The sequence below is a fragment of the Ramlibacter sp. P4_H7 genome, from assembly GCF_056400765.1.
In genome coordinates, this window is the sequence record NZ_JBFUKP010000007.1 from 119,638 (window position 1) to 142,462 (window position 22,825).

The 22,825-nt window shown below is 70.1% G+C and carries 27 protein-coding genes; 14 read left to right on the forward strand and 13 right to left on the reverse strand.

Annotated features, from left to right (window positions below; translation table 11 throughout):
- Positions 1 to 4 precede the first annotated feature (4 nt).
- The 7 genes from AC1DSA_RS12090 to AC1DSA_RS12120 form a co-directional block, all read right to left on the reverse strand.
- The gene (locus AC1DSA_RS12090) at positions 5 to 472 is read right to left on the reverse strand and encodes a DUF411 domain-containing protein (protein ID WP_477889389.1); all 468 of its coding nucleotides are present in this window, start codon (positions 470 to 472) and stop codon (positions 5 to 7) included.
- Entirely contained in the window at positions 469 to 972 is a 504-nt protein-coding gene (locus AC1DSA_RS12095) for a cupredoxin domain-containing protein (protein WP_477889391.1), read from the reverse strand. The genes AC1DSA_RS12090 and AC1DSA_RS12095 overlap by 4 nt, the downstream gene beginning before the upstream one ends.
- The gene (locus AC1DSA_RS12100) at positions 972 to 1,532 is read right to left on the reverse strand and encodes a Spy/CpxP family protein refolding chaperone (RefSeq protein ID WP_477889393.1); all 561 of its coding nucleotides are present in this window, start codon (positions 1,530 to 1,532) and stop codon (positions 972 to 974) included. Before AC1DSA_RS12100 ends, AC1DSA_RS12095 begins: the two co-directional genes overlap by 1 nt.
- A 13-nt stretch (positions 1,533 to 1,545) precedes the next feature.
- Positions 1,546 to 2,928 (reverse strand): multicopper oxidase family protein, encoded by a 1,383-nt coding sequence (locus AC1DSA_RS12105; protein WP_477889394.1) that lies wholly within the window; start codon positions 2,926 to 2,928, stop codon positions 1,546 to 1,548.
- Between the two features lies 1 nt (position 2,929).
- Positions 2,930 to 4,318 (reverse strand): TolC family protein, encoded by a 1,389-nt coding sequence (locus AC1DSA_RS12110; protein WP_477889396.1) that lies wholly within the window; start codon positions 4,316 to 4,318, stop codon positions 2,930 to 2,932.
- An 11-nt stretch (positions 4,319 to 4,329) separates the two neighbouring features.
- Positions 4,330 to 4,674, reverse strand: a complete 345-nt coding sequence (locus AC1DSA_RS12115; RefSeq protein ID WP_477889398.1) for a hypothetical protein — start codon at positions 4,672 to 4,674, stop codon at positions 4,330 to 4,332.
- 70 nt (positions 4,675 to 4,744) lie between these two features.
- Positions 4,745 to 5,212: a hypothetical protein gene (locus AC1DSA_RS12120; protein ID WP_477889400.1), complete on the reverse strand. Its 468-nt coding sequence runs from the start codon at positions 5,210 to 5,212 to the stop codon at positions 4,745 to 4,747.
- A gap of 167 nt (positions 5,213 to 5,379) precedes the next feature.
- Between AC1DSA_RS12120 and AC1DSA_RS12125 the strand changes: the two genes are divergently transcribed.
- The gene (locus tag AC1DSA_RS12125; protein ID WP_477889402.1) at positions 5,380 to 5,676 is read left to right on the forward strand and encodes a hypothetical protein; all 297 of its coding nucleotides are present in this window, start codon (positions 5,380 to 5,382) and stop codon (positions 5,674 to 5,676) included.
- Between the two features lie 10 nt (positions 5,677 to 5,686).
- Here AC1DSA_RS12125 and AC1DSA_RS12130 read toward each other — a convergent pair whose 3' ends face one another.
- The gene (locus AC1DSA_RS12130) at positions 5,687 to 6,337 is read right to left on the reverse strand and encodes a cation efflux transmembrane domain-containing protein (protein ID WP_477889404.1); all 651 of its coding nucleotides are present in this window, start codon (positions 6,335 to 6,337) and stop codon (positions 5,687 to 5,689) included.
- 59 nt (positions 6,338 to 6,396) lie between these two features.
- Between AC1DSA_RS12130 and AC1DSA_RS12135 the strand changes: the two genes are divergently transcribed.
- Positions 6,397 to 7,470 (forward strand): DMT family transporter, encoded by a 1,074-nt coding sequence (locus AC1DSA_RS12135; RefSeq protein WP_477889406.1) that lies wholly within the window; start codon positions 6,397 to 6,399, stop codon positions 7,468 to 7,470.
- Here AC1DSA_RS12135 and AC1DSA_RS12140 read toward each other — a convergent pair.
- Positions 7,467 to 8,441, reverse strand: a complete 975-nt coding sequence (locus AC1DSA_RS12140) for a glycerophosphodiester phosphodiesterase (RefSeq protein ID WP_477889408.1) — start codon at positions 8,439 to 8,441, stop codon at positions 7,467 to 7,469. The genes AC1DSA_RS12135 and AC1DSA_RS12140 overlap by 4 nt on opposite strands.
- A 38-nt stretch (positions 8,442 to 8,479) precedes the next feature.
- On the opposite strand from AC1DSA_RS12140, the gene AC1DSA_RS12145 reads away from it, so the two are divergent.
- Positions 8,480 to 8,833: a DOPA 4,5-dioxygenase family protein gene (locus AC1DSA_RS12145; protein ID WP_477889410.1), complete on the forward strand. Its 354-nt coding sequence runs from the start codon at positions 8,480 to 8,482 to the stop codon at positions 8,831 to 8,833.
- 6 nt (positions 8,834 to 8,839) lie between these two features.
- On the opposite strand, the gene AC1DSA_RS12150 is transcribed toward AC1DSA_RS12145, so the two are convergent.
- Positions 8,840 to 9,799, reverse strand: a complete 960-nt coding sequence (locus tag AC1DSA_RS12150) for a Bug family tripartite tricarboxylate transporter substrate binding protein (protein WP_477889412.1) — start codon at positions 9,797 to 9,799, stop codon at positions 8,840 to 8,842.
- 130 nt (positions 9,800 to 9,929) lie between these two features.
- On the opposite strand from AC1DSA_RS12150, the gene AC1DSA_RS12155 reads away from it, so the two are divergent.
- The 3 genes from AC1DSA_RS12155 to AC1DSA_RS12165 all read left to right on the forward strand — a co-directional run bounded on the left by AC1DSA_RS12155 (position 9,930) and on the right by AC1DSA_RS12165 (position 14,950).
- Positions 9,930 to 11,624 (forward strand): long-chain fatty acid--CoA ligase, encoded by a 1,695-nt coding sequence (locus AC1DSA_RS12155; RefSeq protein ID WP_477889414.1) that lies wholly within the window; start codon positions 9,930 to 9,932, stop codon positions 11,622 to 11,624.
- 109 nt (positions 11,625 to 11,733) lie between these two features.
- Entirely contained in the window at positions 11,734 to 13,248 is a 1,515-nt protein-coding gene (locus AC1DSA_RS12160; protein WP_477889416.1) for a DUF7125 family protein, read from the forward strand.
- A 1-nt stretch (position 13,249) separates the two neighbouring features.
- Entirely contained in the window at positions 13,250 to 14,950 is a 1,701-nt protein-coding gene (locus AC1DSA_RS12165; RefSeq protein WP_477889418.1) for a response regulator, read from the forward strand.
- 3 nt (positions 14,951 to 14,953) lie between these two features.
- Here the strand turns inward: AC1DSA_RS12165 and AC1DSA_RS12170 are convergent, their stop codons facing one another.
- Positions 14,954 to 15,418 carry a hypothetical protein gene (locus AC1DSA_RS12170; RefSeq protein ID WP_477889420.1) on the reverse strand — a complete coding sequence of 155 codons (465 nt, stop codon included), beginning with the start codon at positions 15,416 to 15,418 and terminating at the stop codon, positions 14,954 to 14,956.
- Between the two features lie 103 nt (positions 15,419 to 15,521).
- On the opposite strand from AC1DSA_RS12170, the gene AC1DSA_RS12175 reads away from it, so the two are divergent.
- The 6 genes from AC1DSA_RS12175 (at position 15,522) to AC1DSA_RS12200 (ending at position 20,609) form a co-directional block, all read left to right on the forward strand.
- Positions 15,522 to 16,814 (forward strand): SDR family oxidoreductase, encoded by a 1,293-nt coding sequence (locus AC1DSA_RS12175; RefSeq protein WP_477889422.1) that lies wholly within the window; start codon positions 15,522 to 15,524, stop codon positions 16,812 to 16,814.
- Complete coding sequence (locus AC1DSA_RS12180; RefSeq protein WP_477889424.1) at positions 16,814 to 17,290, forward strand: DUF2269 family protein; 477 nt, start codon at positions 16,814 to 16,816, stop codon at positions 17,288 to 17,290. The genes AC1DSA_RS12175 and AC1DSA_RS12180 overlap by 1 nt, the downstream gene beginning before the upstream one ends.
- 6 nt (positions 17,291 to 17,296) lie before the next feature.
- Positions 17,297 to 18,196: an NAD(P)/FAD-dependent oxidoreductase gene (locus tag AC1DSA_RS12185; RefSeq protein ID WP_477889426.1), complete on the forward strand. Its 900-nt coding sequence runs from the start codon at positions 17,297 to 17,299 to the stop codon at positions 18,194 to 18,196.
- Between the two features lie 43 nt (positions 18,197 to 18,239).
- Complete coding sequence (locus AC1DSA_RS12190) at positions 18,240 to 19,352, forward strand: mandelate racemase/muconate lactonizing enzyme family protein (protein ID WP_477889427.1); 1,113 nt, start codon at positions 18,240 to 18,242, stop codon at positions 19,350 to 19,352.
- A 10-nt stretch (positions 19,353 to 19,362) separates the two neighbouring features.
- The gene (locus AC1DSA_RS12195; protein WP_477889429.1) at positions 19,363 to 20,250 is read left to right on the forward strand and encodes an ion transporter; all 888 of its coding nucleotides are present in this window, start codon (positions 19,363 to 19,365) and stop codon (positions 20,248 to 20,250) included.
- 119 nt (positions 20,251 to 20,369) lie between these two features.
- Complete coding sequence (locus tag AC1DSA_RS12200) at positions 20,370 to 20,609, forward strand: hypothetical protein (protein WP_477889431.1); 240 nt, start codon at positions 20,370 to 20,372, stop codon at positions 20,607 to 20,609.
- 33 nt (positions 20,610 to 20,642) lie between these two features.
- On the opposite strand, the gene AC1DSA_RS12205 is transcribed toward AC1DSA_RS12200, so the two are convergent.
- Positions 20,643 to 21,032: a DUF488 domain-containing protein gene (locus AC1DSA_RS12205; RefSeq protein WP_477889433.1), complete on the reverse strand. Its 390-nt coding sequence runs from the start codon at positions 21,030 to 21,032 to the stop codon at positions 20,643 to 20,645.
- A 37-nt stretch (positions 21,033 to 21,069) separates the two neighbouring features.
- Here AC1DSA_RS12205 and AC1DSA_RS12210 point away from each other — a divergent pair, with 37 nt between their 5' ends.
- Complete coding sequence (locus tag AC1DSA_RS12210) at positions 21,070 to 21,336, forward strand: YciI family protein (protein ID WP_477889435.1); 267 nt, start codon at positions 21,070 to 21,072, stop codon at positions 21,334 to 21,336.
- A 72-nt stretch (positions 21,337 to 21,408) separates the two neighbouring features.
- Positions 21,409 to 22,410 (forward strand): LLM class flavin-dependent oxidoreductase, encoded by a 1,002-nt coding sequence (locus tag AC1DSA_RS12215; protein ID WP_477889579.1) that lies wholly within the window; start codon positions 21,409 to 21,411, stop codon positions 22,408 to 22,410.
- On the opposite strand, the gene AC1DSA_RS12220 is transcribed toward AC1DSA_RS12215, so the two are convergent.
- Positions 22,411 to 22,815, reverse strand: a complete 405-nt coding sequence (locus AC1DSA_RS12220) for a response regulator (protein ID WP_477889437.1) — start codon at positions 22,813 to 22,815, stop codon at positions 22,411 to 22,413. It abuts the gene before it with no gap.
- Positions 22,816 to 22,825: the final 10 nt, after the last annotated feature.

Consider the following 22,825-nt stretch of genomic DNA (forward strand, 5'->3'; position numbering starts at 1 on the left):
GGCATCATGCCTTGTTGTACGAGGCGTAGACCTTGGTCTCGCCGGTGCGGGTGAGCAGCAACACGTCGTAGGGATCGCGCCGGCCGCCATAGACGGGATCGTCCATGCCGGGGGAGCCGACCGGCATGCCGGGCACCGCCAGGCCGATGGCCTGCGGCTTGTCCTTCAGCAGCCGGCGGATGTCCTTCGCGGGCACGTGGCCCTCCACCGCATAGCCGCCCACCAGCGCGGTGTGGCAGGAGCCGAGCTTGCCGGGAATGCCCAGGCGGCTGCGCATCTGGCTGTTGCCGCCATGCGTGACCTTCACGGTGAATCCGTTGTCCTCCAGGTGCTTCACCCAGTCCTTGCAGCAGCCGCAGTCCGGGTCCTTCCACACCTCGACGAGGACCTTGGTTCCTTGTTGGGCGAAGGACAGGAGGGGCACGGCGCCCAGCGCGAGGAGCACGCCGCGGCGGGTCGAAGGGATGTTCATGGTTTCTTTCCTTGGGAGGCGGCCGGTTCGACCACGATGGTTCCAACCATCCCCGCTTCGAAATGGCCGGGGACGAGGCATGCGAATTGGAACGTGCCGGGACGGTTGAAGTTCCACACGATCTCGCCGCGGTGCGAAGCCTTGACGTGCGTCATGTACGGCTCGTCGTGTTCCATCGTCGGGAATTTCTTCATCAGCGCGGCATGTTCCTGCAGTTCGCCGGGGCTGCCGATCACCATCTCGTGCAGGAGCTTGCCGCCGTTGCGCACGGCGAAGCGCACGGTCTCGCCTTCGCGCACCGTGATGCGGTCCGGAACGAAACGCATGTCGTCACCCATGCGCAGGGTGATGGTGCGCGCGCCCTTCGCGTCGCCGGCGATGCCCCAGGGCTTCTGTTCCTTGACGACGTGCGACGGGCCTTTGGCCGATCCGTCGCCGTGGCTCCAGGCGGGCGCAGCGAAGACGGCGAGCAGGGCGAGGGCAATGGCGAGCCTCCGCATCAGCGTTTTCCTTCCGCGCCCGCGGCCGCCGCGGTGTAGCCGCGGAGCTGCTGGTACTTCGCAACCTGCTGGGGCGTGAGCAGGGCGGCCTGCTTCAGGTGCGTGCGCAGGTGCGCGGCGCGCAGGCGGGCCTGCAGCTCGCCGATGCGCGCGGTCAGCCGCGCGATCTCCGCATCGTCGATGCGCCGCCCGGCAAAGCCGCGGTCCAGCTCGCCTTCCGCCGCGAGCACCTGCGCGCCGAGCTCCCGCGCCTCGGCCTTGTGGGCCTGCATCAGCTGCTGCGTGGCATGGCGCTGCTCGCCGGTGAGCTGCAGGGCGTCGGCGAGTTCCAGCACGTGCACCGGACCCGGATAGCCATTGAGCTCCGCCGCCAGCGCCAGGCCCATGCCCTGGCCCTCCAGCAGCGCAGCGCGCTCCTCGGCGGACAGGGCCTTGATCTCGCGGTCCTGCATGCCGGCGTAGGGCCGTGGCGCGGCGCCATGGCCCGGGTGCTGCATGTGCTGCGCCTGCACGCTGCCGCCGGCGAGCGCCGCCAGCAGGATGATGAAACTTGCCTTCATGTCATGTCCTTCTTCAATGGTCTTCGCCGTGGCCGGCGGGCTTGCGCACGTCCAGCGGTACGGACTTCTTGCGGGGCGCGGGTGCGGACTGGCGCGCGGGCGCCGGCAACTCGCCGGTCCACTCGCGCGCCACCGTGCCCTGCGGGTGGCGGAACCAGCCGGGGTCGGCATAGTCACCGGGCTTCTGGTCGCGCCGTACCTTCACCAGCGTGAACATGCCGCCCATCTCGGCCGCGCCGAAGGGGCCGCGGCCACCCATCATGGGCAGCGTGTTGTCCGGGATGGGCATCTGCATCTCGCCCATGTCGGCCATGCCGCGCTCGCCCATCACCATGTAGTCGGGGACGATCTTCTGCAGCTTCTGCACCAGCCCTCGGTGGTCGACGCCGATCATGGTGGGCACGGCGTGCCCCATGGCGTTCATCGTGTGGTGGCTCTTGTGGCAATGCAGCGACCAGTCGCCTTCCGCGTCCGCGACGAACTCCATCTGGCGCATCTGGCCGACGGCCACGTCCACGGTCACCTCGGGCCAGCGCGCGGCTCGCGGCACCGGCCCGCCGTCGGTTCCCGTCACCACGAACTCGTGCCCGTGCACGTGGACCGGGTGGTTGGTCATGGTGAGGTTGCCCACGCGGATGCGCACCTTGTCGCCCTGCCGCACGTTCAGCGAATCGATGCCCGGGAACACGCGCGAGTTGAAGGTCCAGAGGTTGAAGTCCAGCATCGTGTTCACCTTCGGCGTCGCGCTGCCCGGGTCGATGTCGTAGCCCGCCAGCAGGAAGCAGAAGTCGCGGTCCACGCGGGCGATCTGCGGGTGCGCGCCTTTCGGGTGGGTGATCCAGGTGCCCATCATGCCCATCGCCATCTGCACCATCTCGTCGGCGTGCGGGTGGTACATGAAGGTGCCGGGGCGGCGCGCCTCGAACTCGTAGACGAAGGTCTTGCCGGGCGGGATGTGCGGCTGCGTGATGCCGCCGACGCCGTCCATGCCGTTCGGCAGGCGCTGGCCATGCCAGTGCACCGCCGTGTGTTCCGGCAGCTTGTTGGTCACGAAGATGCGCACGCGGTCGCCCTCGACCACTTCGATGGTCGGGCCGGGCGACTGGCCGTTGTAGCCCCACAGCCGCGCGGTCATGCCGGGCGCGAGTTCGCGTTCCACCGGCTCGGCGACCAGGTGGAACTCCTTGACGCCGTTGTTCATGCGCCAGGGCAGGGTCCAGCCGTTCAAGGTGACGACCGGGTCGTACGGGCGGCCGTTGGGAGGCACCAGCGGCGGTGCGGTGGCGGGCTGGTCGACGGTCACGGGCTCGGGCAGGGCCGCCATCGCCACCTTGGCGACCGAGGTGGCTGCCACCGCCGACATCGCGGCGCTGCCGAAGAAGGCACGTCTCTTCATCTCAGTGTCCCTGTGCGGCGGAGGTTGCGCCACCGCTGGCTGCGGCGGGCATCGCCAGGGCGCCGGGCGACGTGCCCGTGAGCGCCGTCTGCAGGTCGGTGTCGGCGAGCCAGAAGTCGCGTTGCGCCGCGATGGCCCCGTTGACCGCGACGATGTGCACCCGGGCTTCGCCGAGCAGGTCCCACACGCTGGAGAGCATGCCGTTGTAGCGCAGCTGCGTCTCATCAAGGATGAACTTGCGCAGCGGCACGATCTCGTCGCGGTAGTGGCGGGCCAGGTCGTACGCGGTCCGCCAGCCGTGCCAGGCCTCGCGCGCCTCGCTGCGCGCCCGCACGCCGGCCTCGCGCACGCGCGCCACCGACTGCAGGTAGGTCGCCTCGGCGCGCGCGGTGCGCGCCTGGCCCCAGTCGAACAGCGGCACCGGCAGTTCCAGCTCGAAGCCGTTCTTGGTCTGGCGGGTGCCCGCCGCGTCGTCGAAGGTGGTGTTGTGCACGCCGCCCACCGTCAGCGCGTCGATGAAGCCGGTCGCGCGGGTGAAGCCGAGCGAACCGGCGACGAAGCGCGCCTGGTCGCGCGCCGTGCGCACGTCCAGCCGCTGCTGCAGGGCCTGCGCTTCGATGTCGCCCGCGTCGGCGAGCTGCCCGGGCAGTTCCGGCAGGCGGTCGGGCAGGGTGAACCGCACATCGGCGCCGTCCAGGCCCATCAGCCGCGTCAGCTTCTCGCGTTCCGCGACGGCCGCCTGCTCGGCCCGCGCGAGCTGCGCGCCGATCTCGGCCAGGGTGGATTGCTCGCGCGCCTGCTGCAGCCGGCTGAAGTTGCCCACGCGCGCCATCCGCCGCGCGAGCTCCGCGCCGGCGTCCGCCGCTTCGCGTGCGTCGCGCAGGTAGAGCGCGGTCTGGCGCGCGGCGACGGCCTGGATCCAGGCCTTGCGGGTGTCGGCCGCGGTGCGGATCACGTCCTGCGCCGCACGCAGCCGCGCCAGCTGCAGTGCTTCGCTGGCGTACTGGGCGCGCCAGGGCAGCGTGAGGAGCTGCAGCACGTTGAAGCTGAGCATGCGCTCCAGCTCCAGCGTCTGGCCTTCGCGCAGCCGCGCGAACGTGAAGTGCGGATTGGGCAACTGCGCGGCGGCCACGAGCTCGGAGTCGCTGATGGCGAGCGCCGCGAAACTGCCCTCCAGGGTGGGGCTGTTCAGCAGGGCGATGCGCACCGCGGTGTCGGCCTCCAGCGGCTGGCGCGCGAGCAGTTGCTGCAGCGTCTCCCCCGCATTCATGGCGGGCACGCCGGTACGGCCGGCCGCGAGCTGCTCGACGTCGCGCCGCAGCGCATCGGGTGCGGTCACGCTGGCGCAGCCGGCCAGGGCCAGCGCAGCGCAGGCAAGGAGGAATCGCATGCGACGCGCCCTCAGTGCCGGTGGTTGGGCGCCACGGCGGGAGCGGCCGGAGCCGCTGCGGGCGGCGCCTCCGGCGGACCCGATGCCGCGGCGGACGCGGGCTCCGGGCTGGCGCCCTTTGCCGGCTGCGCCTGCTCCCACTTCAGCAGGTCGACGTGGCCGCGCGGGAAGCGGGCCACCTCGGCATTCGCCGCCTTCCAGTCCACGGTGCCTTCCTCGACGCCGCGCGACAGGCCGTCGAAGGCGGACCGGTACGGCACGGTCGCCGGCGATGTGGCTGGCGCCGGGGGGCCGTCGGCCCAGGAAAGAAGAGGCAGGGTTGCGGCGACGATGGCCGCCAGGGCATGCAATTTCACGGTGATCTCTCCGCAGGGAAACGCTGAGGCCGCGGCTGGGAACGCCGCGGACGCACTTCGGGCTTGGAGATCAGGACCTGGGCGGCTTGTAGGCGAGCGCGGGCTCGGCGCTGGCGTAGCTGGACTGTGCCGCCTCTGGCTTGGGATGCGAATGGGCAGCGGGCACGGAAGGCCAGATCATGGAGGTGAGCGCGACGGACGAGCACACCTGGCAGCTGGCGCAGGTCGGGCAGTCCGCATGGCCATTGGTGTGGCCGTTCCCGAGGGGTGCCCCGTCCTCCACGGCCGGCGCGTGGGCCTGCGCATGGTCGCAGTCGTGCGCGGGGCCGTGGGCGTGATTGCCGGGATGGGCATGGGCGGAGTCGCGGGCATGGCCCGATGCGTGCGCAGCGCCCGCGCGTACCGAATCCCCTGCCATCGCCGAAACAATGGCACCATGCTGCTGCTGCTGCTGCTGCATCTGCCCGGCCATGGCTTCCCCCACCCAAGCCCGCAGGGGCAACAGCAGAATCATGACCATGAGCAGCCAGCGGCGCATGGCTTAGATGATACGGGAGGCGCGACCCCCTGTCGGCCGAAGGACATGTCCTACAGCGGATGCCGCGCATCCTCCGACAGTTGAGAATCGCTGGGCTTCCTACAGTGAGCGCTTCGGCCGGCAAGTCGCCGGCAATTTCCAGCAATGACCGCCGAGAGAGGAACAGCATGAACGCCGAGACGTCGACCCAGAACCCCTTCCCCACCAGCGCCGAGACCACCACCGGCAGCACGGGCACCGGCACCGGCTACAGCAGCGAGGCCAACCGCGTCCGCAAGGTGGCGCAGACCCTGCACGAGGCCGTGGACTCCCTGGAGCAGAAGATCGGCACGTCCGCCGACCGCGTGATGGGCATGCAGGAGGAATACGGCAACATGGCGCGCGAACAGGTGCGTTCCAACCCGCTGGCTGCGCTGGGCATCGCCTTCGCCGCCGGCTTCATCGTCGCCCGCATCCTGCGCTGAACCTGGGGGCTCAGGCCCCCTGCAACTCCTGCCGCGCCTGGCGCACCACGCTCAGGCCGGCGGATAGCGCCAGTCCCGCCATCGCGGCCGCGACCAGCAGGTCCGGCCAGCGGCTCCCCGTCCCGAACACCCCCAGCGCAGCGAGCAGCACGGCCATGTTGCCGATCGCGTCGTTGCGCGTGCACAGCCAGACGCTGCGCATGTTGGCGTCTCCATCGCGGTAGGCGTACAGCAGGAAGGCGACGCCGACGTTCGTCAGCAGCGCCAGGGTCCCCACCACCCCCATGGTCTCGGGCTGCGGTGCGGCGCCCGCATAGGCCGACCACGCGGTGCGCGCCAGCACCGCGATGCCGAACAGCACCATCGTTGTCGCCTTGAACAGGGCGGCCCGGGAGCGCGCGGCCAGGCCCATGCCCAGCACCGCCAGCGACAGCCCGTAGTTCGCCGCGTCGCCGAAGAAATCGATGGAGTCCGCCAGCAGCGACACCGAACCGGACGTCACGCCGCCGAAGATCTCCACCAGGAACATCAGCGCATTGGCGAACAGCGAGATCCACAGCACGCGCCGGTAGCCGGGCGGGATGGGACCCTGCGGCAGCGCGTGGTCGTGACCGTGGCCATGGCCGTGGTCGTGCTCGTGATGATGGTGGTGCAGCGACATGAAGCTGCGATTGTCGCCTGCGGGGAGGGGCCTTCCGCGCAGGCTAGGATCGACAGGCCATGAACGCTTTCTCCCCTTCCGCACGCTTGCAGCCGGGCGTGGCCGCGAGCCTCGCCGCCGCGCTGCTGTTCGGGGCCGCCGCGCCGCTGGCCAAGCTGCTGCTCGCGCAGGTGAGCCCCTGGCTGCTGGCCGCACTCCTGTACCTGGGATCGGGCCTGGGGCTGGCCGTGCTGCGCCGCCTGCGGCGCGCGCCCCCCGAGCGGCTTCCCGCCGGCGAGTGGCGCTGGCTCGCGGGCGCGGTGTTCGCCGGCGGCGTCGTCGGTCCGGTGCTGCTGATGGCCGGACTGGCCGGCATGCCGGCCTCGCAGGCTTCGCTGCTGCTCAATGGGGAGGCGGTCCTGACCGCGCTGCTGGCGTGGTTCGTGTTCCGGGAGAACGTGGACCGGCGGGTCGCGCTGGGCATGGCCGCCATCGTGGCCGGCGGGGTCGTGTTGGCCTGGCCGGGGGAAAGCGCTGGCGCGGCCGGTGCCTGGCGTGCCACGCTGCTGGTGCTGGGCGCCTGCCTCGCCTGGGCCGTCGACAACAACCTGACCCGCAAGGTCTCGCTGGCGGACGCGTCGTGGATCGCGATGGTGAAGGGATTGATCGCCGGAGCGACCAACCTCGTGCTGGCGCTCGCGCTCGGCGCGCACTGGCCGGCGCTCCCGACGGTGGGTGCGGCGGCACTCCTCGGCCTGTTCAGCTATGGCCTGAGCCTGATGCTGTTCGTGCTGGGGCTGAGGTCGCTGGGAACGGCGCGCACCGGCGCCTACTTCTCGGTCGCGCCCTTCTTCGGCGCGGTGCTGGCCGTGCTCCTGCTGGGAGAGCCGCTCACCTGGCAGCTCGCGGCGGCGGCCTTGCTGATGGCGCTCGGTGTCTGGCTGCACCTGACCGAGCGGCATGAACACCGGCACGTCCATGGGACCCTGGACCACGTCCATGAACACGTGCACGGGGCGGGCGACGAACACCACGACCATGCGCACGTGCCGCCGGTGCCACCCGGTACGCGCCACACGCATGCGCACCACCACGAGCCCCTGGCGCATACGCATCCGCATTTCCCGGATGCGCACCACCGCCACGGGCACTAGCGCGGCAGGACCTGCGGCGGCAAGGCGACGCCGCGCTTTTGCAGCACCGCGCGCAGGCGATCGGGATGGTCGGTGATGAGGCCATCCACGCCCCAGCCCACCAGGCGGTCCATGTCGGCCGGGTCGTTGACGGTCCAGGGGATCACGGCCAGGCCCAGCGCCTGCGCTTCGCTCACCAGCGCCTGCGTCACCGCACCGGCGTTGGGCGACCACACCTTGCCGCCCGCGGCCTTCACCATGCGCGGCACGCTGCCGCCGTGCTCCTCGATGCGCAGGCCCGCGGTCCAGGCGCCGTCGCGCGTGTTGTCGTTGCCGCGGGTCTGCACCGTGAGGTAGACGGTGGGGATGGCCGGTTCGCGCTGCTGCACGCGTTGCAGGCTGCGCCAGTCGAAGCTCTGGATGCTCACGCGCCGGGTCATGCCCGCGTCCCGGATCGTGCGCAGCAGCGCGTCGGTCATCGCTTCCATCGCGACCGTCTCCTGCGGCTGCAGCGGCGACAGCTTGGTCTCGATGTTGAAGCGCACGTGGTCGGCGCCGAGCGCGCGCACCCGCTCGAACAATTGCACGAGCGTGGGGATGCGGGTGCCGTCGACGGGCTGCTGCTCGCCGAAGGTGCGCGCGTACGGCGACGCCGGGTCGATGCGGCCCACGTCGTAGGCCTGCAGCTGGGCGTAGCTCAGGTCCTTGATCAGGGGCCCGCGCGCGGCCAGCCATTGCCCCGAAGCGTCGCGGGCGATCGCGGGGTTGAGGTAGGGATCATGCGAAATCACGAGCACGCCGTCGGACGTCACCCCGATGTCGAGCTCCAGCGTCGACACGCCGATGGCCAGGGCGCGTTCGAACGCCTGCAGCGTGTTCTCCGGCGCCAGCCCGCGCGCGCCGCGGTGGCCCTCCAGGTCGAAGGCCGCGGCATTGGAGCAGGACAGGGCGATGGCGATCAGGAAGGCGGAGAGCGGGATCGGTCGGCGCATGGCGCCATTTTGCCGCGCACCCGGCGCACAATGCGCGCATGCCACGCCGACCCGTCAACCTGCATGCCGCCTACCACGCCCACGTCTACTTCGACGCGCAGACGGTGGACCAGGCGCGGGCGCTGTGCGAGGAGGCCGGACGCCTCTTCAAGGTGGCGGTGGGGCGCGTCCACGAGCGCAACGTGGGCCCGCATCCGCGCTGGAGTTGCCAGCTGGCGTTTGCCGCCGCGGAGTTCGACCACCTGATTCCCTGGCTGGACGCGCACCGCGACGGCCTCGACGTGTTCGTGCACGGCATCGGCGGCGACGTCATCCAGGACCACACGGAGTTCGCCTACTGGCTGGGCAACGAGTGGCCGCTGGACCTCGAGGCCCTGCGGTCCGCGGGCTGAGCCGCCTCAATCCATCTTCGCGCCGGACTTCTTCACCGCATCGGCCCAGCGCGGCATTTCGGCCGCGAGGAACTTCGCGAAATCGTCCGCGCCCAGGAAGGCCGGATCGGCTCCCTGGGTGATCATGCGGTTGCGGATGTCGGGGTTCGTCAACACCTGCCTGAACGCGTCGCTCAGTTTCGCGGCGACGTCCTTCGGCAGGTTGGCCGGCGCCAGGAAACCGTAGAAGCCCACCACGTCGAAGTCCTGGATGCCGCTTTCCATGACGGTGGGGATGTCGGGCAGCGCGGGGTTGCGTTCGCGGCTGGTGACCGCGAGCGCCTTGACCTTGCCCTGCTTGTGGTACGCCGCCGCCTGCGGGATGGACTCGGCCATGAACTGCACCTGTCCGCCCATCAGGTCGGTGAAGGCCGGCGCGCTGCCGCGGTAGGGGATGTGGACCATGTACAGGCCGGTCGCGTTCTTGAACATCTCCGGCACCAGGTGGCTGATGCCACCGTTGCCGGCCGAGCCGTAGTTGACCTGGCCGGGCCGCGCCTTCGCATAGGCGACGAAGTCCCTGAGCGTGGCGACCGGCACCTGCGGATTCACCAGCAGCGCCAGCGGTTGCATGGCGGTGCGCGCGATGGGTGTGAAGTCGCGCAGCGTGCTGTACGGCAGCTTGCCGTACAGGGCCGGGTTGATCACCATCACGCCGGTGTTGGCGAGCATCAGCGTGTAGCCGTCCGCCGGGGCCTTCATCACCTCCTGCGCGCCGACGGTGCCGCCGGCGCCGGCCTTGTAGTCGATGATGATCGGCTGCCCCAGCACCGCCTGCAGGCGCTCCGACAGCAGCCGCGCGTGCTGGTCCAGCGGTCCGCCGGCGGGGAAGCCGATGACCAGGCGAATGGGCTTTTCGGGATAGGCGGCGTGGGCGGCCGCGGCGAAGGCGAGCAGCAGCATGGCTGCGGCGTGGCGGAACGGCATGGGCTTGTCTCCTCGTGGCCGCGATGATAGCCAGCGGCCTGCGCGTCGCCTGCGTGACCGTCGTGGGGCTTCCCCGCATGGCGCACCCGGGCGACGGGTTTAAGGTCGCGGCTTCAGGAGTCACGTTTCCATGGACCGCCCGCATCACAAGTTCTGGCCCAAGCGCCTGCCGCATTCGCTCACCATTCCCGCGACTTCGCTGTGGGACAACCTGGCGATCAGCGCCCGCCGTTATCCGGACAAGGCCGCCGTCGTCTTCTTCGGCCGCGTCTACCCTTATGCCGAGGTGCAGCGCCTGGCCGAGCGGATGGCGGCCCGCCTGCATGCGCTGGGCGTGCGCAAGGGCGACCGGGTGTTGCTGGACATGCAGAACTGCCCGCAGCTGCTGATCGCCCACTTCGCCATCCTGCGCGCCAACGCGGTCGTGGTGCCGGTGAACCCGATGAACCGCGCCGAGGAGCTGAAGCATTACATCGTCGACCCGGACGCAAAGGTCGCCATCACCACCGGGGACCTCGCCGCCGAAATCGCCAGGGCCAATGCGCAGCTGCCGCGCGAACAGCAGCTGGCGCACCTGGTCGTCACGCAGTTCACCGATGCGTTCGATCCCGCGGCGCCGAACGCGGGCCCCATGCCCGAGGCCTGGAAGGACTGGCTGCTCACGCGCCATCCGCTGCCCCAGATCCCGGGCGGGCAGGTGATCGCCTGGGCGGATGCGATCGACAACACGCTTCCGCTGCCGGAGCTGCAGGCAGGCCCCGAGGACATGGCGGTGCTGCCCTACACCAGCGGCACCACGGGCCATCCCAAGGGCTGCATGCATCCGCACAGCAGCCTGATGCACAACGCGATGGCCAGCAGCGTGTGGGGCAATGCCACGCCGGAAACGGTGACGCTGCTGGTGGTGCCCATGTTCCACATCACCGGCATGGTGAGCGTGATGCATTCCAACATCTACACCGGCGCGACGCTGGTGATGATGCCCCGCTGGGACCGCGACGTTGCCGGCTGGCTGATCTCCAACTGGAAGGTCACCGGCTGGACCAACATCCCCACCATGGTCATCGACCTGCTGGCGAGCCCGAACTTCGCGAACTACGACCTGTCCTCGCTGGTCCACATCGGCGGCGGCGGCGCGGCGATGCCGCAGGCGGTCGCCCAGCGCCTGCTGGAGCAGTACGACCTGAAGTACGTGGAAGGCTACGGCCTGACCGAGACGGCGGCGCCCTCGCACAGCAACCCGCCGGATGCGCCCAAGCAGCAGTGCCTGGGCGTCCCGTTCATGAGCTGCGACGCCCGCATCGTCGATCCCGAGACGCTGCTGGAGCTGCCCGTGGGGGAACAGGGCGAGATCATCATCCACGGCCCCATGGTGTTCAACGGCTACTGGAAGCGCCCGGAAGCGACCGAGGCCGCCTTCATCCGGTTCGAGGGCAAGCGATTCTTCCGCTCCGGGGATCTTGGACGCATGGACGCCGACGGCTACTTCTTCCTCACCGACCGCCTCAAGCGCATGATCAACGCTTCGGGCTTCAAGGTGTGGCCCGCCGAGGTGGAGGCGCTGATGTTCCGCCATCCCGCCATCCAGGAGGCCTGCGTCGTTTCCACGCGCGACAGCTACCGCGGCGAGACCGTCAAGGCCGTGGTGGTGGTGCGCCCCACGCACAAGGGCAAGGTGACCGAACAGGAGATCGTGGACTGGTGCCGCGAGAACATGGCGGTGTACAAGGTGCCGCGCATCGTCCAGTTCGTCGACGCCCTGCCCAAGAGCGGCAGCGGCAAGGTGATGTGGCGCACGCTGCAGGAAGCGGAACCCAAGGGTTGAGTCAGGCCATCCACGGACGCACCGTGTCGGAATGAACCTACACGGGGACCGCTGCGCAACCTTTAGGATTGCCGCGCAGCCGCAACGTTCCAGCGGCTCGCCGCATTGGATGAGACGCAACGTAGCCACCGACCAACTTCCCGTTCAGGACCGCGCTTCCACCGGCATCGCCGGGCTGGACGACGTCCTGGGCGGCGGCCTTCCCAGCAACCATGTCTACCTCGTCGAGGGAGACCCGGGTTCGGGCAAGACGACGCTGGGCCTGCACTTCCTGCTGGAAGGCGTGCGCAGGAAGGAGAAGGGCCTGTACGTCACGCTGTCGGAGACGGCGGCGGAACTGCACACCGTCGCGGCTTCGCACGGCTGGAGCCTGGACGGCATCGAACTGTTCGAGCTGGTGAGCAGCGAAGGCCTGAGCCCGGAGCTGGAACAGTCCATCCTTCATCCGTCGCAAGTCGAACTCGGTGAAACGGTGCGCGGTGTGATCGCCGCCGTCGAGAGGCTGCGACCGCAGCGCGTGGTGTTCGACAGCCTGTCCGAGATGCGGCTGCTGGCCCAGGACCCGCTGCGCTACCGGCGCCAGGTGCTGGCGCTCAAGAAGTTCTTTTCCGACCAGGGCTGCACCGTCCTCCTCCTGGACGACCGCTCCAGCCGCGACACCGACCAGCAGCTGCACAGCATCGCGCATGGCGTGATCAACCTGGAGCAGGCGGTCGACCAGTACGGACCCGAACGGCGGCGGATGCGCGTGCTGAAGATGCGCGGCATCAAGTTCCGCGGCGGGGACCACGACATCGTGCTGGACACCGGCGGCCTTTCGGTGTTCCCGCGCCTGGTGGCGGCGGAACACCGGCTGCTGACCGAGCACAGGATCATGGACACCGGCGTGCCGATGCTCGACCAGCTGATGGGCGGCGGCCTGCCCTGCGGCAGCAACACCTTGTTCAACGGCCCCTCGGGCGTGGGAAAGACCACGACCGCCGTCGCCTGCGTGCTGGCGGCGCTACGGCGGGGCGAGCGCGCGGTCTACTACCTGTTCGACGAAGGCCTTTCCACGCTGGTGATCCGGGCCCGCGCGCTGAATCTCGACATCGAGCCCTATCTGACTTCGGGCCAGCTTCGGGTGGTGGCCCTGGATCCGGCGGAAGTCTCGCCGGGCGAGTTCGCGCACATGGTGCGCAATGCGGTGGAGGAGGAGGGGGCCCAGGTCGTGGTGATCGACAGCCTCAACGCCTACCTGCAGGCCATGCCGGGCAGCAAGTACCTCATGCTGCAGATGCACGAGCTGCTGACCTACCTGAACCACCGCAACGTCGTGACCATCCTGATCCTCGCGGAGCACGGGGTGCTGGGCGAGACGCGCAGCGAGGTCGACATGAGCTACCTGGCGGACGCCATCCTCATGTTCCGCTTCTTCGAGGCGCGAGGTCACCTGCTCAAGGCCGTGTCCATGGTGAAAAGCCGAACGAGCCGCCACGAGCAGACCATCCGCGAATTCCGCATGGGACCGCGGGGCCTGGAAGTGGGGCAGGAGCTGACCGACTTCGAGGGCGTGCTGGCCGGCATCCCCGCCTACCACGGAAAGCTGCCTCTGCTGGACGACCCCGCTCCCCGGACACGCTGACATGGAACTCCGCGTCCTGATCCATGCGCCCCGGGGCCGCGATGCGTCCGTGGTCCAGAGCGTGCTGGCCCGCCAGCGCATCGAGTCGCTGGTGTGTGCGAGCGAGCAGGACCTGATGGCGGCGCTGGAAGAGGGCGCCGCGTCGGTGATCCTGACCGAGGAAGCGCTGCCCCAGCTGCTAGCGGACCAGCACCTGCTGGACTGGCTGCGCAAGCAGCCGCCCTGGTCCGACTTCCCGTTCGTGGTGCTCGCCACCAAGCGCGAGGGCCGGCGCGCCGACAAGGACTTCCATTCGCTGCACAGCCTGGGCAACCTGGTGCTGCTGGAACGCCCGCTCAACGCCGAGACGCTGAGCAGCGCCGCCGATTCCGCCGTGCGGGCGCGCCGCCGGCAATACGCGGCGCGCCAGCACCTGGAAGAACTGAAGGGCACGCGCAGCGAGCTGGAACGCCTCAACGGCGAACTGGAGGACCGCATCCTGCAGCGCACGCGGGAGCTGGCCAGCGCCAACGACCGCCTGATGAAGGAGATCAACGAGCGCGAGCGCGCCCAGGCGGCGCTCACGCAGGTGCAGAAGATGGAAGCGATCGGCCGCCTCACCGGCGGCATCGCCCACGACTTCAACAACCTGCTGCACGTGGTCAACATGAACCTGGAACTGGTCTCCCTCTACGCGAAGGAGGAGAAGGTCAAGCCGGTGGTGGACCGGGCGAAGAGCGCGGCGCGCCGGGGCGCGCGCCTGACCAACCAGCTACTGTCCTTCGCCCGCAGCCAGTCGCTGATGCCCAGGCTGACGCGCGTGAACCAGCTGATCCTCGGCATGAAGGACCTGCTGGAGATCTCGGTGGGTTCGGGCGTCGAGGTCGTGCTGGACCTGTGCGAGGAGGACGCCACCGTCATGCTGGACGCCAGCCAGCTGGAGATGGCCATCCTCAACCTGGCGGTGAATTCGCGCGACGCGATGCCGGAAGGTGGCAAGCTGACGATCTGCACCGGCACCCGCTTCCTCGACGCCGACCGCGACCTGCGCGAGGGGGACTACGTGCTGGTGACCGTGTCGGACTCGGGCAGCGGCATTCCGCCCAACGTGCTGCCCAAGGTCTTCGATCCCTTCTTCACGACCAAGCCGGTCGGCAGCGGCACCGGCCTCGGCCTGAGCCAGGTCTACGGGTTCGCCCGCCAGTCTGGCGGCCTCGCACGCATCCGCAGCGAGGAAGGCAAGGGCACGACGGTGGACATGCTATTCCCCGAAGCCGATGCCGAAGCCGAAGAAGCGGGAGCGGCGCGGCAGCAGCCCGCCGTGCCCGCACTGGCGGGCGCCTGCCACATCATGGTGATCGAGGACGATCCCGACGTGCGCCGCGTGATCGTCGAATGCCTCAGCCTGATCGGCTACAAGGTCACGGAGGCGGGCAACGGCACCGAGGCGCTGACGCAGCTCGCCTCGATCAAGCCGGACCTGCTGGTGGTGGACTACGCCATGCCGGACATGACCGGCGCGGAAGTGATCTCGGAGGCGCGCAAGCTGGTGGGCGACGTTCCCGTGATCCTGGCCACCGGCTATGCCGACATGGCGGCGGTCGAGCGTCTCGCCGGCCGTCCCCCCATCCTGCGCAAGCCGTTCGACATCGCGCAGCTGGGCGACGCGGTGAGCCATGCGCTCGAAAACGCGCGCGACCGCGTCGAGGCCGGCAGCTTCTGAAGCTCAGCGCTTCTTCATCAGCACGCTGCCGATCGCCAGGCCCAGCGCAAAGCACGCATACACGTTCAGCATCTGGGGCCGTCCCAGCCGGTGCTCGAAGCCGGGCGTGAGCCGCTTCGGCGTGAGCTGGTAGTCGACCAGGCTCGCGACCGCGGCGGTCGCAACGGCGCCCGCGATCGCCGGCAGGGGCTGCTTGGCCTCCGGCCGGGCGCCCCACACCCTGGCATGCAGCACGGCCCAGAACACGGAGCATGCGTGGTGGATCAGGTAGCCGGTTGCCGTGTACCGGAACGAGGGTTCGTCCTGCTGCAAGGCACGATGTCCGAACATCCAGTGGCTCACCGCATTGAGCGGCGCCGCCGGCCTGTCGAGCCGATCGCCCGCGAGCACCAGCCAGGCTGCGGACAGGAGACTGGCGAGGCTGCCCGAGACCAGGCCCTCGCGAAACGCTTGTTTCCACGTGATCATCCACGGAGTCTAGGCAGGCCTGCCCAGCCGCGGGCCTCACGCTCTCAAAGGGTAACTGTCCGTCACCCCGCGCGGCGAAGCGTCGCTAGACTGGGCCTCACCCATGCATGTCCTGCTCACCGGTGCCAGCGGCTTCATTGGCCGTGCGATCGCCCAAGCCCTTCTCGCCCGCGGCCACCAGGTCGTGCCCGTGCTGCGCCGTCCGGGGCCGGACGGCGGAGCGGTCGTGCAGGCCGACCTCGCGACGGTGCCCACGCGCGACTGGTGGCTGCCGCGTCTGGCGGGCATCGACGCGGTGGTCAACGCCGTGGGCATCCTGCGCGAGCAGGCTGGCCAGTCGTTCCGCGCGCTGCACACGGACGCACCGGGCGAGTTGTTCCATGCCTGCGCCCAGGCCGGCGTTCCCATCGTGGTGCAGGTCTCGGCACTGGGCGCGGACGACCACGCGCGCTCGGCCTATCACCGCAGCAAGAAGTCGGCGGACGACGTCCTGCGTTCGCTGCCGATGCAGGGCGCGGTGGTGCAGCCCTCCCTGGTGTACGGCCCCGGCGGGTCGAGCACGGCCCTGTTCAACAAGCTCGCCGTCGCGCCGCTGCTGCCCTTCCCGGACGGCGGCCGCATGGCGGTGCAGCCGGTGCACGTCGACGACGTCGTGGCTGGCATCGTGCGACTGCTGGAGTCGCCGCCGGAACACATCGCGACGCTGCACTTCGCCGGGCCCCGGCCGATGGAGCTGCGAGACTACCTGGCGCAGTTGCGCGAGGCGCTCGGCGAGCCGGGACGGCCACGGATCGTTCCCGTGCCGCCGGCCCTGTTCCGTACCGGCGCTGTCGTGGCCGGACACCTGCCGGGCAGCATGCTCGACGCCGAGACGGCGGACATGCTGCTGGCCGGCAATGCCACCGGGTCCAATGCGCTGCCCCGGCTGCTGGAGCGGGAGCCGCGCGCGCCGCGCGACTTCATCGGCCCCGGGCGCGAGGCGCAGCGGCGCGAGGCCGTGCTGGATTTCTGGCATCCCGTGCTGCGCGCGGCGCTGGCCTTCCTCTGGATCTGGACCGCGTTCGTTTCCTTCGGGCTCTATCCGGTGCAGGACAGTTACGGGCTGCTCGCGCGCGTCGGGCTGCACGGCGCGCTCGCGACCTTGGCGTTGCATGGCGCCGCGCTGCTCGATCTCGCGCTGGGCGTGCTCACGCTCGCGGCGCCGGCGCGCTGGCGCAGGCCCGTGTGGCTGGCGCAGCTGGCCCTGGTCGCCGGCTACACCGTGCTGGTCACCCTGTTCCTTCCCGAGTACTGGCTGCACCCCTACGGGCCGGTCTCGAAAAACCTTCCCCTGCTGGCGCTGATCGCGCTGCTCTGGGCGCTGGAGCCCCCGGCGCGCAGGGCGGGCGCGGACTGATGGACTACCTCGTGCTCAAGTGGGTGCACATCCTGTCGTCCACCATCCTGTTCGGCGCCGGCGTGGGCTCGGCCTTCCACCTGTTCGTTTCCTACCTGCGGCGGCGCATCGGCGGCGTGGCGGGCAGCACGCGCAACGTGGTGCTGGCGGACTGGCTGCTGACCACGCCGACCGCGGTGCTGCAGCCGGTCACCGGTGTCGCCCTCGTGCACAGGATGGGACTGCCGTATTCCACGCCCTGGGTGGCCTGGTCGCTGGGTTTGTACGCCGTGGCGATCGCGCTGTGGCTGCCGGTGGTGGTGCTGCAGATCCGCATGCGCAAGGTGGCCGATGCCGCCGAACACGCCTGCGCTCCCCTTCCCGCGGCGTACGACCGCCTGTTCCTCTGGTGGACCGCGATGGGGCTCGGCGCCTTCATCGCCTTCCTCCTGATCTTCTGGCTGATGGTGACCAGGCAGGTCCCGTGGGCCGCGTGAGACCGCATGAACGATGAACTCCTGGATTGCCTGATCGTGGGCGGCGGCGTCGCCGGCCTCACGGCGGCCGTGTACATGGGCCGCTACAAGCGCCGCGCGCTGGTGGTCGACGACGATGGCAGCCGCCTCAAGCTGATCCCCCGGACGCGCAACGTGCCGGGATTTCCGGACGGCATTGAAGGGCCGGAGCTGCTGGCACGCCTGCGCGCGCAGGCGGCGCGCTACCACGTGCCCATGGAAGCTGCGCGCATCGACCGGGTGCAGCGCCTGCCCGACGGCAGCTTCCGGGCCGAAGCCGGCGACCGTGCCTGGCATGCGCGCTTCCTGCTGCTGGCCACCGGCGCACGCGACGTCGAGCCCGAGATCGAAGGGGTGGTCGAAGCGACGCGGGCCGGGCAGGTCCGCTACTGCCCGATCTGCGACGGGTACGAGACCGAGGGGCGGCGCGTGGCCGTGCTCGGGCGAGCGGGCCATGGCCTGCGCGAATCGCTGTTCCTCGCCAACTGGGGTAACGAGATCACCTGGCTGTCGATGGCCACGCAGGAGGAGGTGGGCGCGGCGGACCTCGCGCAGCTGCGGGCCGCCGGCGTGCGCATCGCCGACAGCCCGCCGCACCGCATCGACTGCGGCGTCGACGGCGTCGGCGTGCGCGTGCAGTTGCAGGACGGCCGCCAGCTGGAATTCGACATGCTCTATCCCGCCCTCGGGCTGCACCACGCTTGCGAGCTCGCCACCGCGCTCGGCGCGCGCGCGTGCGAGGATGGCCAGCTCGAAGTCGACCGGCACCAGCAGACGACGATCGAGGGCCTCTACGTGGCGGGCGACGTGGCGATGGACCTGAACCAGATCAGCGTCGCCGCCGGCCACGCGGCGATCGCGGCGACGGCGATCCACAACCGGCTGTAGCGGTGCGGCTACGATGGCGGCCGGAACCCAACCGGAGGCCGCCTTGAAGATCACCCGCGTCGAACCCTTCATCCTGCACGTGCCCGTCACGGGCTCGCAGATCGCGGACAGCACGCACAGCATCACGCATTGGGGCGTGGTCGGCGCGCGCATCGACACCGACGACGGGTTGTCCGGCTACGGCTTCACCGGCACGCACGCGCACCTGCCGGGCGACCAGCTGATCACGCGCTGCATCGCCACCTGCCACGCACCGCTGCTGCTCGGCGAGGATCCGCGCGAGGTGCAGGCGCTGTGGCTGAAGCTCGCGCGCAATCCGGCGCTGCAATGGATCGGCCGCGCCGGCATCACCACGCTGTCGCAGGCGGCGATCGACGTCGCCCTGTGGGACCTCAAGGCCAAGGCGCAGGGCTTGCCCTTGTGGCAGCTGCTGGGCGGCGCGGTGCGCGACAAGGTCCGCGCCTACAACACCGACATCGGCTGGCTCTCGATCGGCGACGAGGAGCTGGTGCGCGGTGCGCGCCGGGCGGTGGAGCAGGGCTTCAGCAGCATCAAGATCAAGGTCGGCTCCACGGTGGAGCGCGACCTGCGGCGGCTGGCGGCGGTGCGCGCCGCAATCGGTCCGGACGTCACGCTGGCCGTGGACGGCAACGGCAAGTGGGACCTGGCCACCTGCCTGCGCTTTTGCCGCGGCGCCGAGCCGCAGGACGTGTACTGGTTCGAGGAGCCGCTCTGGTACGACGACGTCAAGGGCCATGCGCAGCTGGCGCGCGCCACCCGCATCCCGGTGGCGCTGGGCGAGCAGCTCTACACGCAGGACGCCTTCGCCGAATTCTTCCAGCAGCAGGCGATCCACTGGGTGCAGCCGGACGTCACGCGCATGGGCGGCCTCACCGAGGTGCTGCGCGTCTGCGAGGCGGCCCACAGCTGGCGGCTGCCGGTGGCGCCGCATGCCGGCGACATGAGCCAGGTGCACGTGCACCTCGCGTACGCACACCCGGCGGTGCAGGTGCTGGAGTACATCCCCTGGATCAAGGACTGCTTCACCGAGCCGGCGGAAGTGGTCGACGGCTTCTTCCGCCGCCCCGCGCAGCCCGGCGCCGGCACCACGCCGACGCCGCAGGCCTGGGCGCAGTTCCGCCAGGCCGCCGCCTGAAGGCGCGCGCATGATTCCCGGCAACGAATCGGAACTGGGCAAGCCGGCGGAGCCGTGGCGGCGCCGCATGCACGAGGTGATCTTCGAGTCGGAGACGGCGGAGGGTCGGCTGTTCGACAAGGTGATCGTGCTGGCGATCCTGGTCAGCGTGGCGGTGGTGGTGCTGGACAGCGTGCCGGCCCTGAACGCGCGCTACCGCCGGGTCTTCGATGCGGCCGAGTGGTTCTTCACCGTGTTGTTCACCATCGAATACCTTGCGCGGCTCGTGAGCGTGCAACGGCAACTGCGCTACGCGACCTCCTTCTTCGGCATCGTCGATTTGCTCTCGGTGCTGCCGACGTATCTCGCCTTCTTCTTCCCCGGGATGCACGCGCTGATCGACGTGCGGATCCTGCGGCTGCTGCGGATCTTCCGGATCTTCAAGCTGACCGACTACGTCGTGGAATACCAGATGCTGGGCGAGGCGCTGGCGGCCAGCCGGCGCAAGATCCTGGTGTTCCTGTCGGCCGTGCTGATGGTGGTGCTGATCCTCGGCACCCTGCTGTACGTGGTGGAAGGGCCGGAGCACGGCTTCAAGGACATCCCGACTTCGGTGTACTGGGCGATCACCACGATCACCACGGTGGGCTTCGGCGACATCACGCCCAAGACCGACCTGGGCCGCTTCATCGCCTCGGTCATCATGCTGATCGGCTGGGGCACGCTGGCGGTGCCCACGGGCATCGTCACGGCGGAGATGACCGTGCGCCACCAGCTGAATGCTCCGCCGCCCGGCCTGCCGCGCCAGTGTGCGCGCTGCGGTGCCGCCGGCCATGCACCGGACGCGGCGTACTGCCGCATGTGCGGGGCGGAGCTGGCGCCGGTGGCGCAAGAACCGGCAACGTCGCGCAGCGGGTGACGTCTGGACACGGATGTCGCAACCGGAGCCGGGTGCGCGTCGATTCCTGCGGGAAAACACGCAGACGCTGCGCGAGCGGTGCCGCTACCTTGGACCTTCCCCTCCCAAGGAGACCCTCCATGCGTGCATCCCTGATCCTGGTTGCCGGCCTGGCCCTGGCCGGCGCGGCATGGGCGACCAACTGCCCCAACGAGATGAAGCAGATCGACGCCAAGCTGGCGACCAAGCCCGCGCTGTCCAAGGACGTGGCCGAGAAGGTGACCCAGTTGCGCAAGAGCGGCGAGGACTACCACAAGGCCGGCAAGCACGCCGAGTCGATGAAGGACCTCACCGAGGCGAAGAAGCTGCTCGGGATCTGAGCGGAGGGTGGGGCGCCTGCGGGCGCCCGCCGCCTACGACTTGACGTCGGCGCCGCGCTGCGCGAGCAGTTCGCGCAGCAGCGAGCGGTGGCAGCGCTGTTCGTTCTCGCAGTAGCAGCCGACCGCGAACGAAGTCTGGTGCGACAGGGCCGCCAGCGCGTCCAGCAGGTGGCTCGCATCGGGCTGCTTCATCTCCGCCTGGTACTTGCGGCTGAAGGCCGCCCACGCCTTCGCGTCTTCCGCCGCGCGGCCCTCGGCCATCAGCTCGGCGCTCGGCGCCAGGTTGGGCAGCCAGACGTCGTAGTAATCGCGCTTGGCGAATTCCTCCTTCGGCACGCCGCGGGGCGGACGGCGCACGGTGCCGAGGCGCAGGCCCTCGCTTGGCGCGCGCGGCGAACCCAGTTGGACGATGCGGATGGGCATGCTTGCAGCGTAGCAGGGCAGGGGTATCCTGTCGCGCATGAAAGTCCTGATGTTCTACGAGCTGTCCGAAGACGGAATGAGCAAGGTGCCCGCCAACATGGGCGCGCACCAGGCGCGGCTGCGCGAGTTCCACGGCCGCGGCCTGCTGCTGATGGCGGGGCCCTATGGCGCGCCGCCGGTGGGCGCCCTCGGCGTGTTCACCTCCCGCGCCGCCGCGGAGGAGTTCGCGCGCGACGACCCCTTCATGCTGAACGGCGTCGTCGGCAAGTGCACGTTCCACGAGTGGAACGAGGCGCTGGCCTGAACTCCTTCCCCGCGAGGGAATAGGCCCTGTCGCCGCGCGTGAAGGAACGCGCGGCGACAATGGCGCATGCCCCTGCGCCTCTTCGTCCTGGACCAGTCCGTCGCCGGCGTCGGCCGCGGCCAGGACGCCTCCATCCGCAACACCGTCGCCCTGGCCGAACACTGCGAACGCCTCGGGTACGAGCGCTTCTGGGTGAGCGAGCACCACAGCCTGCCCACCATCGTCGGCACGGCGCCCGAGATCCTGATGGCGGCCATCGCCGCGCGCACCGCGCACATCCGCATCGGCAGCGCGGGCGTCATGCTGCCGCACTATTCGCCCTTCAAGGTCGCCGAGCAGTTCCGCGTGCTGGACGCGCTGGCGCCCGGCCGCATCGACCTGGGCGTGGGCCGCGCACCCGGCAGCGACCACCGCACCGCCCGGCTGCTCAATCCCGACCCGCGATCGGCGGAGCTGTTCCCGCAGCAGGTCCGGGAGCTGCACGCCTGGGTGAGCGGCGCGCCCCTGCCCGATGGCCATGCCGGCCACGGCATCCAGGCGCTGCCGCGCGCCGAGACGCAGCCGCAGCTGTGGATGCTGGGCAGTTCGGGCTATGGCGCGCAGCTCGCGGCGCATTACGGAATGCCGTACGCCTTCGCCCACTTCATCACCGATGGCGAAGGCTGTGCCGAGGCGCTGCAGCTGTATCGGCACATGTTCCAGCCGGGGCTGGTCGCGCTGCCGCAGGCCACCCTTTGCGTGTGGGCGCTCGCAGCCGACTCCGAGGAAGAGGCCTGGCGCCTGTTCGCGAGCCGCGAGCGCGCCCGCGTGGACCGCCAGACCGGCCGCTTCGGGCCGCTGCTGCCGCCGGACGAGGCGGTGCGCGACTACAGCCCGGCCGAGGAGGCCTACCGGCAGGGACTGCGGCGCAAGGCGATGGTGGGCACGGGCGAACAGGTGCTGGAGCGGCTGCGGGCGCTGGCCGAAGAACTCGAGCTCGACGAGCTGGTGGTGATCACGTGGACCTGGGACCCCGCGGCGCAACGGCGCTCCTACGAGCTGCTGGCCGCGGCCGCCGGACTGCAGCCGCGCTGATCAGTGGCGGGGCAGGCCGAGCGCGGCGGCGACCACGTCGCGCAGTTCTTCGGTGCTGGCGCTCTTGGAGATCGTCAGGAAGTCGCCGAACACGCCTTCCAGGTCCGGCGCCTCGTCCGGCCCCACCAGCGCGGTGAGGTAGATCAGCGGAACGCGCGCCGTGCGCGGATCCTGCGACAGTGCGAACGCGACCTCGTCCCCCTGCATGCCCGGCATGTTGATGTCGCACAGGATGACGTCCGGGTGGTCTTCGAGCGTGCGCAGCACGGCCTGGCCCGGGTCGTTGAGGCCGACCACGCGGAAATCCCTGCCGAGCCGGGCGGCGATCGCCCACGCGACGGCCTCGTCATCGTCGATGACGAGCACGCTGGGTTTGGCGTTCTCGGGGTCCGGGAGTTCGCGCATGTCGCGTAGG

Excerpts from the sequence above, each read along its gene's own strand:
- AC1DSA_RS12145 (WP_477889410.1), top strand. The coding sequence starts at position 8,480 with ATGCCACGCCGACCCGTCAACCTGCATGCCGCCTACCACGCCCACGTC.
- AC1DSA_RS12160 (WP_477889416.1), top strand. The coding sequence starts at position 11,734 with ATGAGACGCAACGTAGCCACCGACCAACTTCCCGTTCAGGACCGCGCT.
- AC1DSA_RS12135 (WP_477889406.1), top strand. The coding sequence starts at position 6,397 with ATGAACGCTTTCTCCCCTTCCGCACGCTTGCAGCCGGGCGTGGCCGCG.
- AC1DSA_RS12155 (WP_477889414.1), top strand. The coding sequence starts at position 9,930 with ATGGACCGCCCGCATCACAAGTTCTGGCCCAAGCGCCTGCCGCATTCG.
- AC1DSA_RS12180 (WP_477889424.1), top strand. The coding sequence starts at position 16,814 with ATGGACTACCTCGTGCTCAAGTGGGTGCACATCCTGTCGTCCACCATC.
- AC1DSA_RS12095 (WP_477889391.1), bottom strand. The coding sequence starts at position 972 with ATGCGGAGGCTCGCCATTGCCCTCGCCCTGCTCGCCGTCTTCGCTGCG.
- AC1DSA_RS12170 (WP_477889420.1), bottom strand. The coding sequence starts at position 15,418 with ATGATCACGTGGAAACAAGCGTTTCGCGAGGGCCTGGTCTCGGGCAGC.
- AC1DSA_RS12205 (WP_477889433.1), bottom strand. The coding sequence starts at position 21,032 with ATGCCCATCCGCATCGTCCAACTGGGTTCGCCGCGCGCGCCAAGCGAG.
- AC1DSA_RS12110 (WP_477889396.1), bottom strand. The coding sequence starts at position 4,318 with ATGCGATTCCTCCTTGCCTGCGCTGCGCTGGCCCTGGCCGGCTGCGCC.
- AC1DSA_RS12175 (WP_477889422.1), top strand. The coding sequence starts at position 15,522 with ATGCATGTCCTGCTCACCGGTGCCAGCGGCTTCATTGGCCGTGCGATC.
- AC1DSA_RS12200 (WP_477889431.1), top strand. The coding sequence starts at position 20,370 with ATGCGTGCATCCCTGATCCTGGTTGCCGGCCTGGCCCTGGCCGGCGCG.
- AC1DSA_RS12220 (WP_477889437.1), bottom strand. The coding sequence starts at position 22,815 with ATGCGCGAACTCCCGGACCCCGAGAACGCCAAACCCAGCGTGCTCGTC.
- AC1DSA_RS12120 (WP_477889400.1), bottom strand. The coding sequence starts at position 5,212 with ATGCGCCGCTGGCTGCTCATGGTCATGATTCTGCTGTTGCCCCTGCGG.
- AC1DSA_RS12140 (WP_477889408.1), bottom strand. The coding sequence starts at position 8,441 with ATGCGCCGACCGATCCCGCTCTCCGCCTTCCTGATCGCCATCGCCCTG.
- AC1DSA_RS12105 (WP_477889394.1), bottom strand. The coding sequence starts at position 2,928 with ATGAAGAGACGTGCCTTCTTCGGCAGCGCCGCGATGTCGGCGGTGGCA.
- AC1DSA_RS12130 (WP_477889404.1), bottom strand. The coding sequence starts at position 6,337 with ATGTCGCTGCACCACCATCATCACGAGCACGACCACGGCCATGGCCAC.
- AC1DSA_RS12210 (WP_477889435.1), top strand. The coding sequence starts at position 21,070 with ATGAAAGTCCTGATGTTCTACGAGCTGTCCGAAGACGGAATGAGCAAG.
- AC1DSA_RS12165 (WP_477889418.1), top strand. The coding sequence starts at position 13,250 with ATGGAACTCCGCGTCCTGATCCATGCGCCCCGGGGCCGCGATGCGTCC.
- AC1DSA_RS12185 (WP_477889426.1), top strand. The coding sequence starts at position 17,297 with ATGAACGATGAACTCCTGGATTGCCTGATCGTGGGCGGCGGCGTCGCC.
- AC1DSA_RS12195 (WP_477889429.1), top strand. The coding sequence starts at position 19,363 with ATGATTCCCGGCAACGAATCGGAACTGGGCAAGCCGGCGGAGCCGTGG.
- AC1DSA_RS12090 (WP_477889389.1), bottom strand. The coding sequence starts at position 472 with ATGAACATCCCTTCGACCCGCCGCGGCGTGCTCCTCGCGCTGGGCGCC.
- AC1DSA_RS12125 (WP_477889402.1), top strand. The coding sequence starts at position 5,380 with ATGAACGCCGAGACGTCGACCCAGAACCCCTTCCCCACCAGCGCCGAG.
- AC1DSA_RS12100 (WP_477889393.1), bottom strand. The coding sequence starts at position 1,532 with ATGAAGGCAAGTTTCATCATCCTGCTGGCGGCGCTCGCCGGCGGCAGC.
- AC1DSA_RS12150 (WP_477889412.1), bottom strand. The coding sequence starts at position 9,799 with ATGCCGTTCCGCCACGCCGCAGCCATGCTGCTGCTCGCCTTCGCCGCG.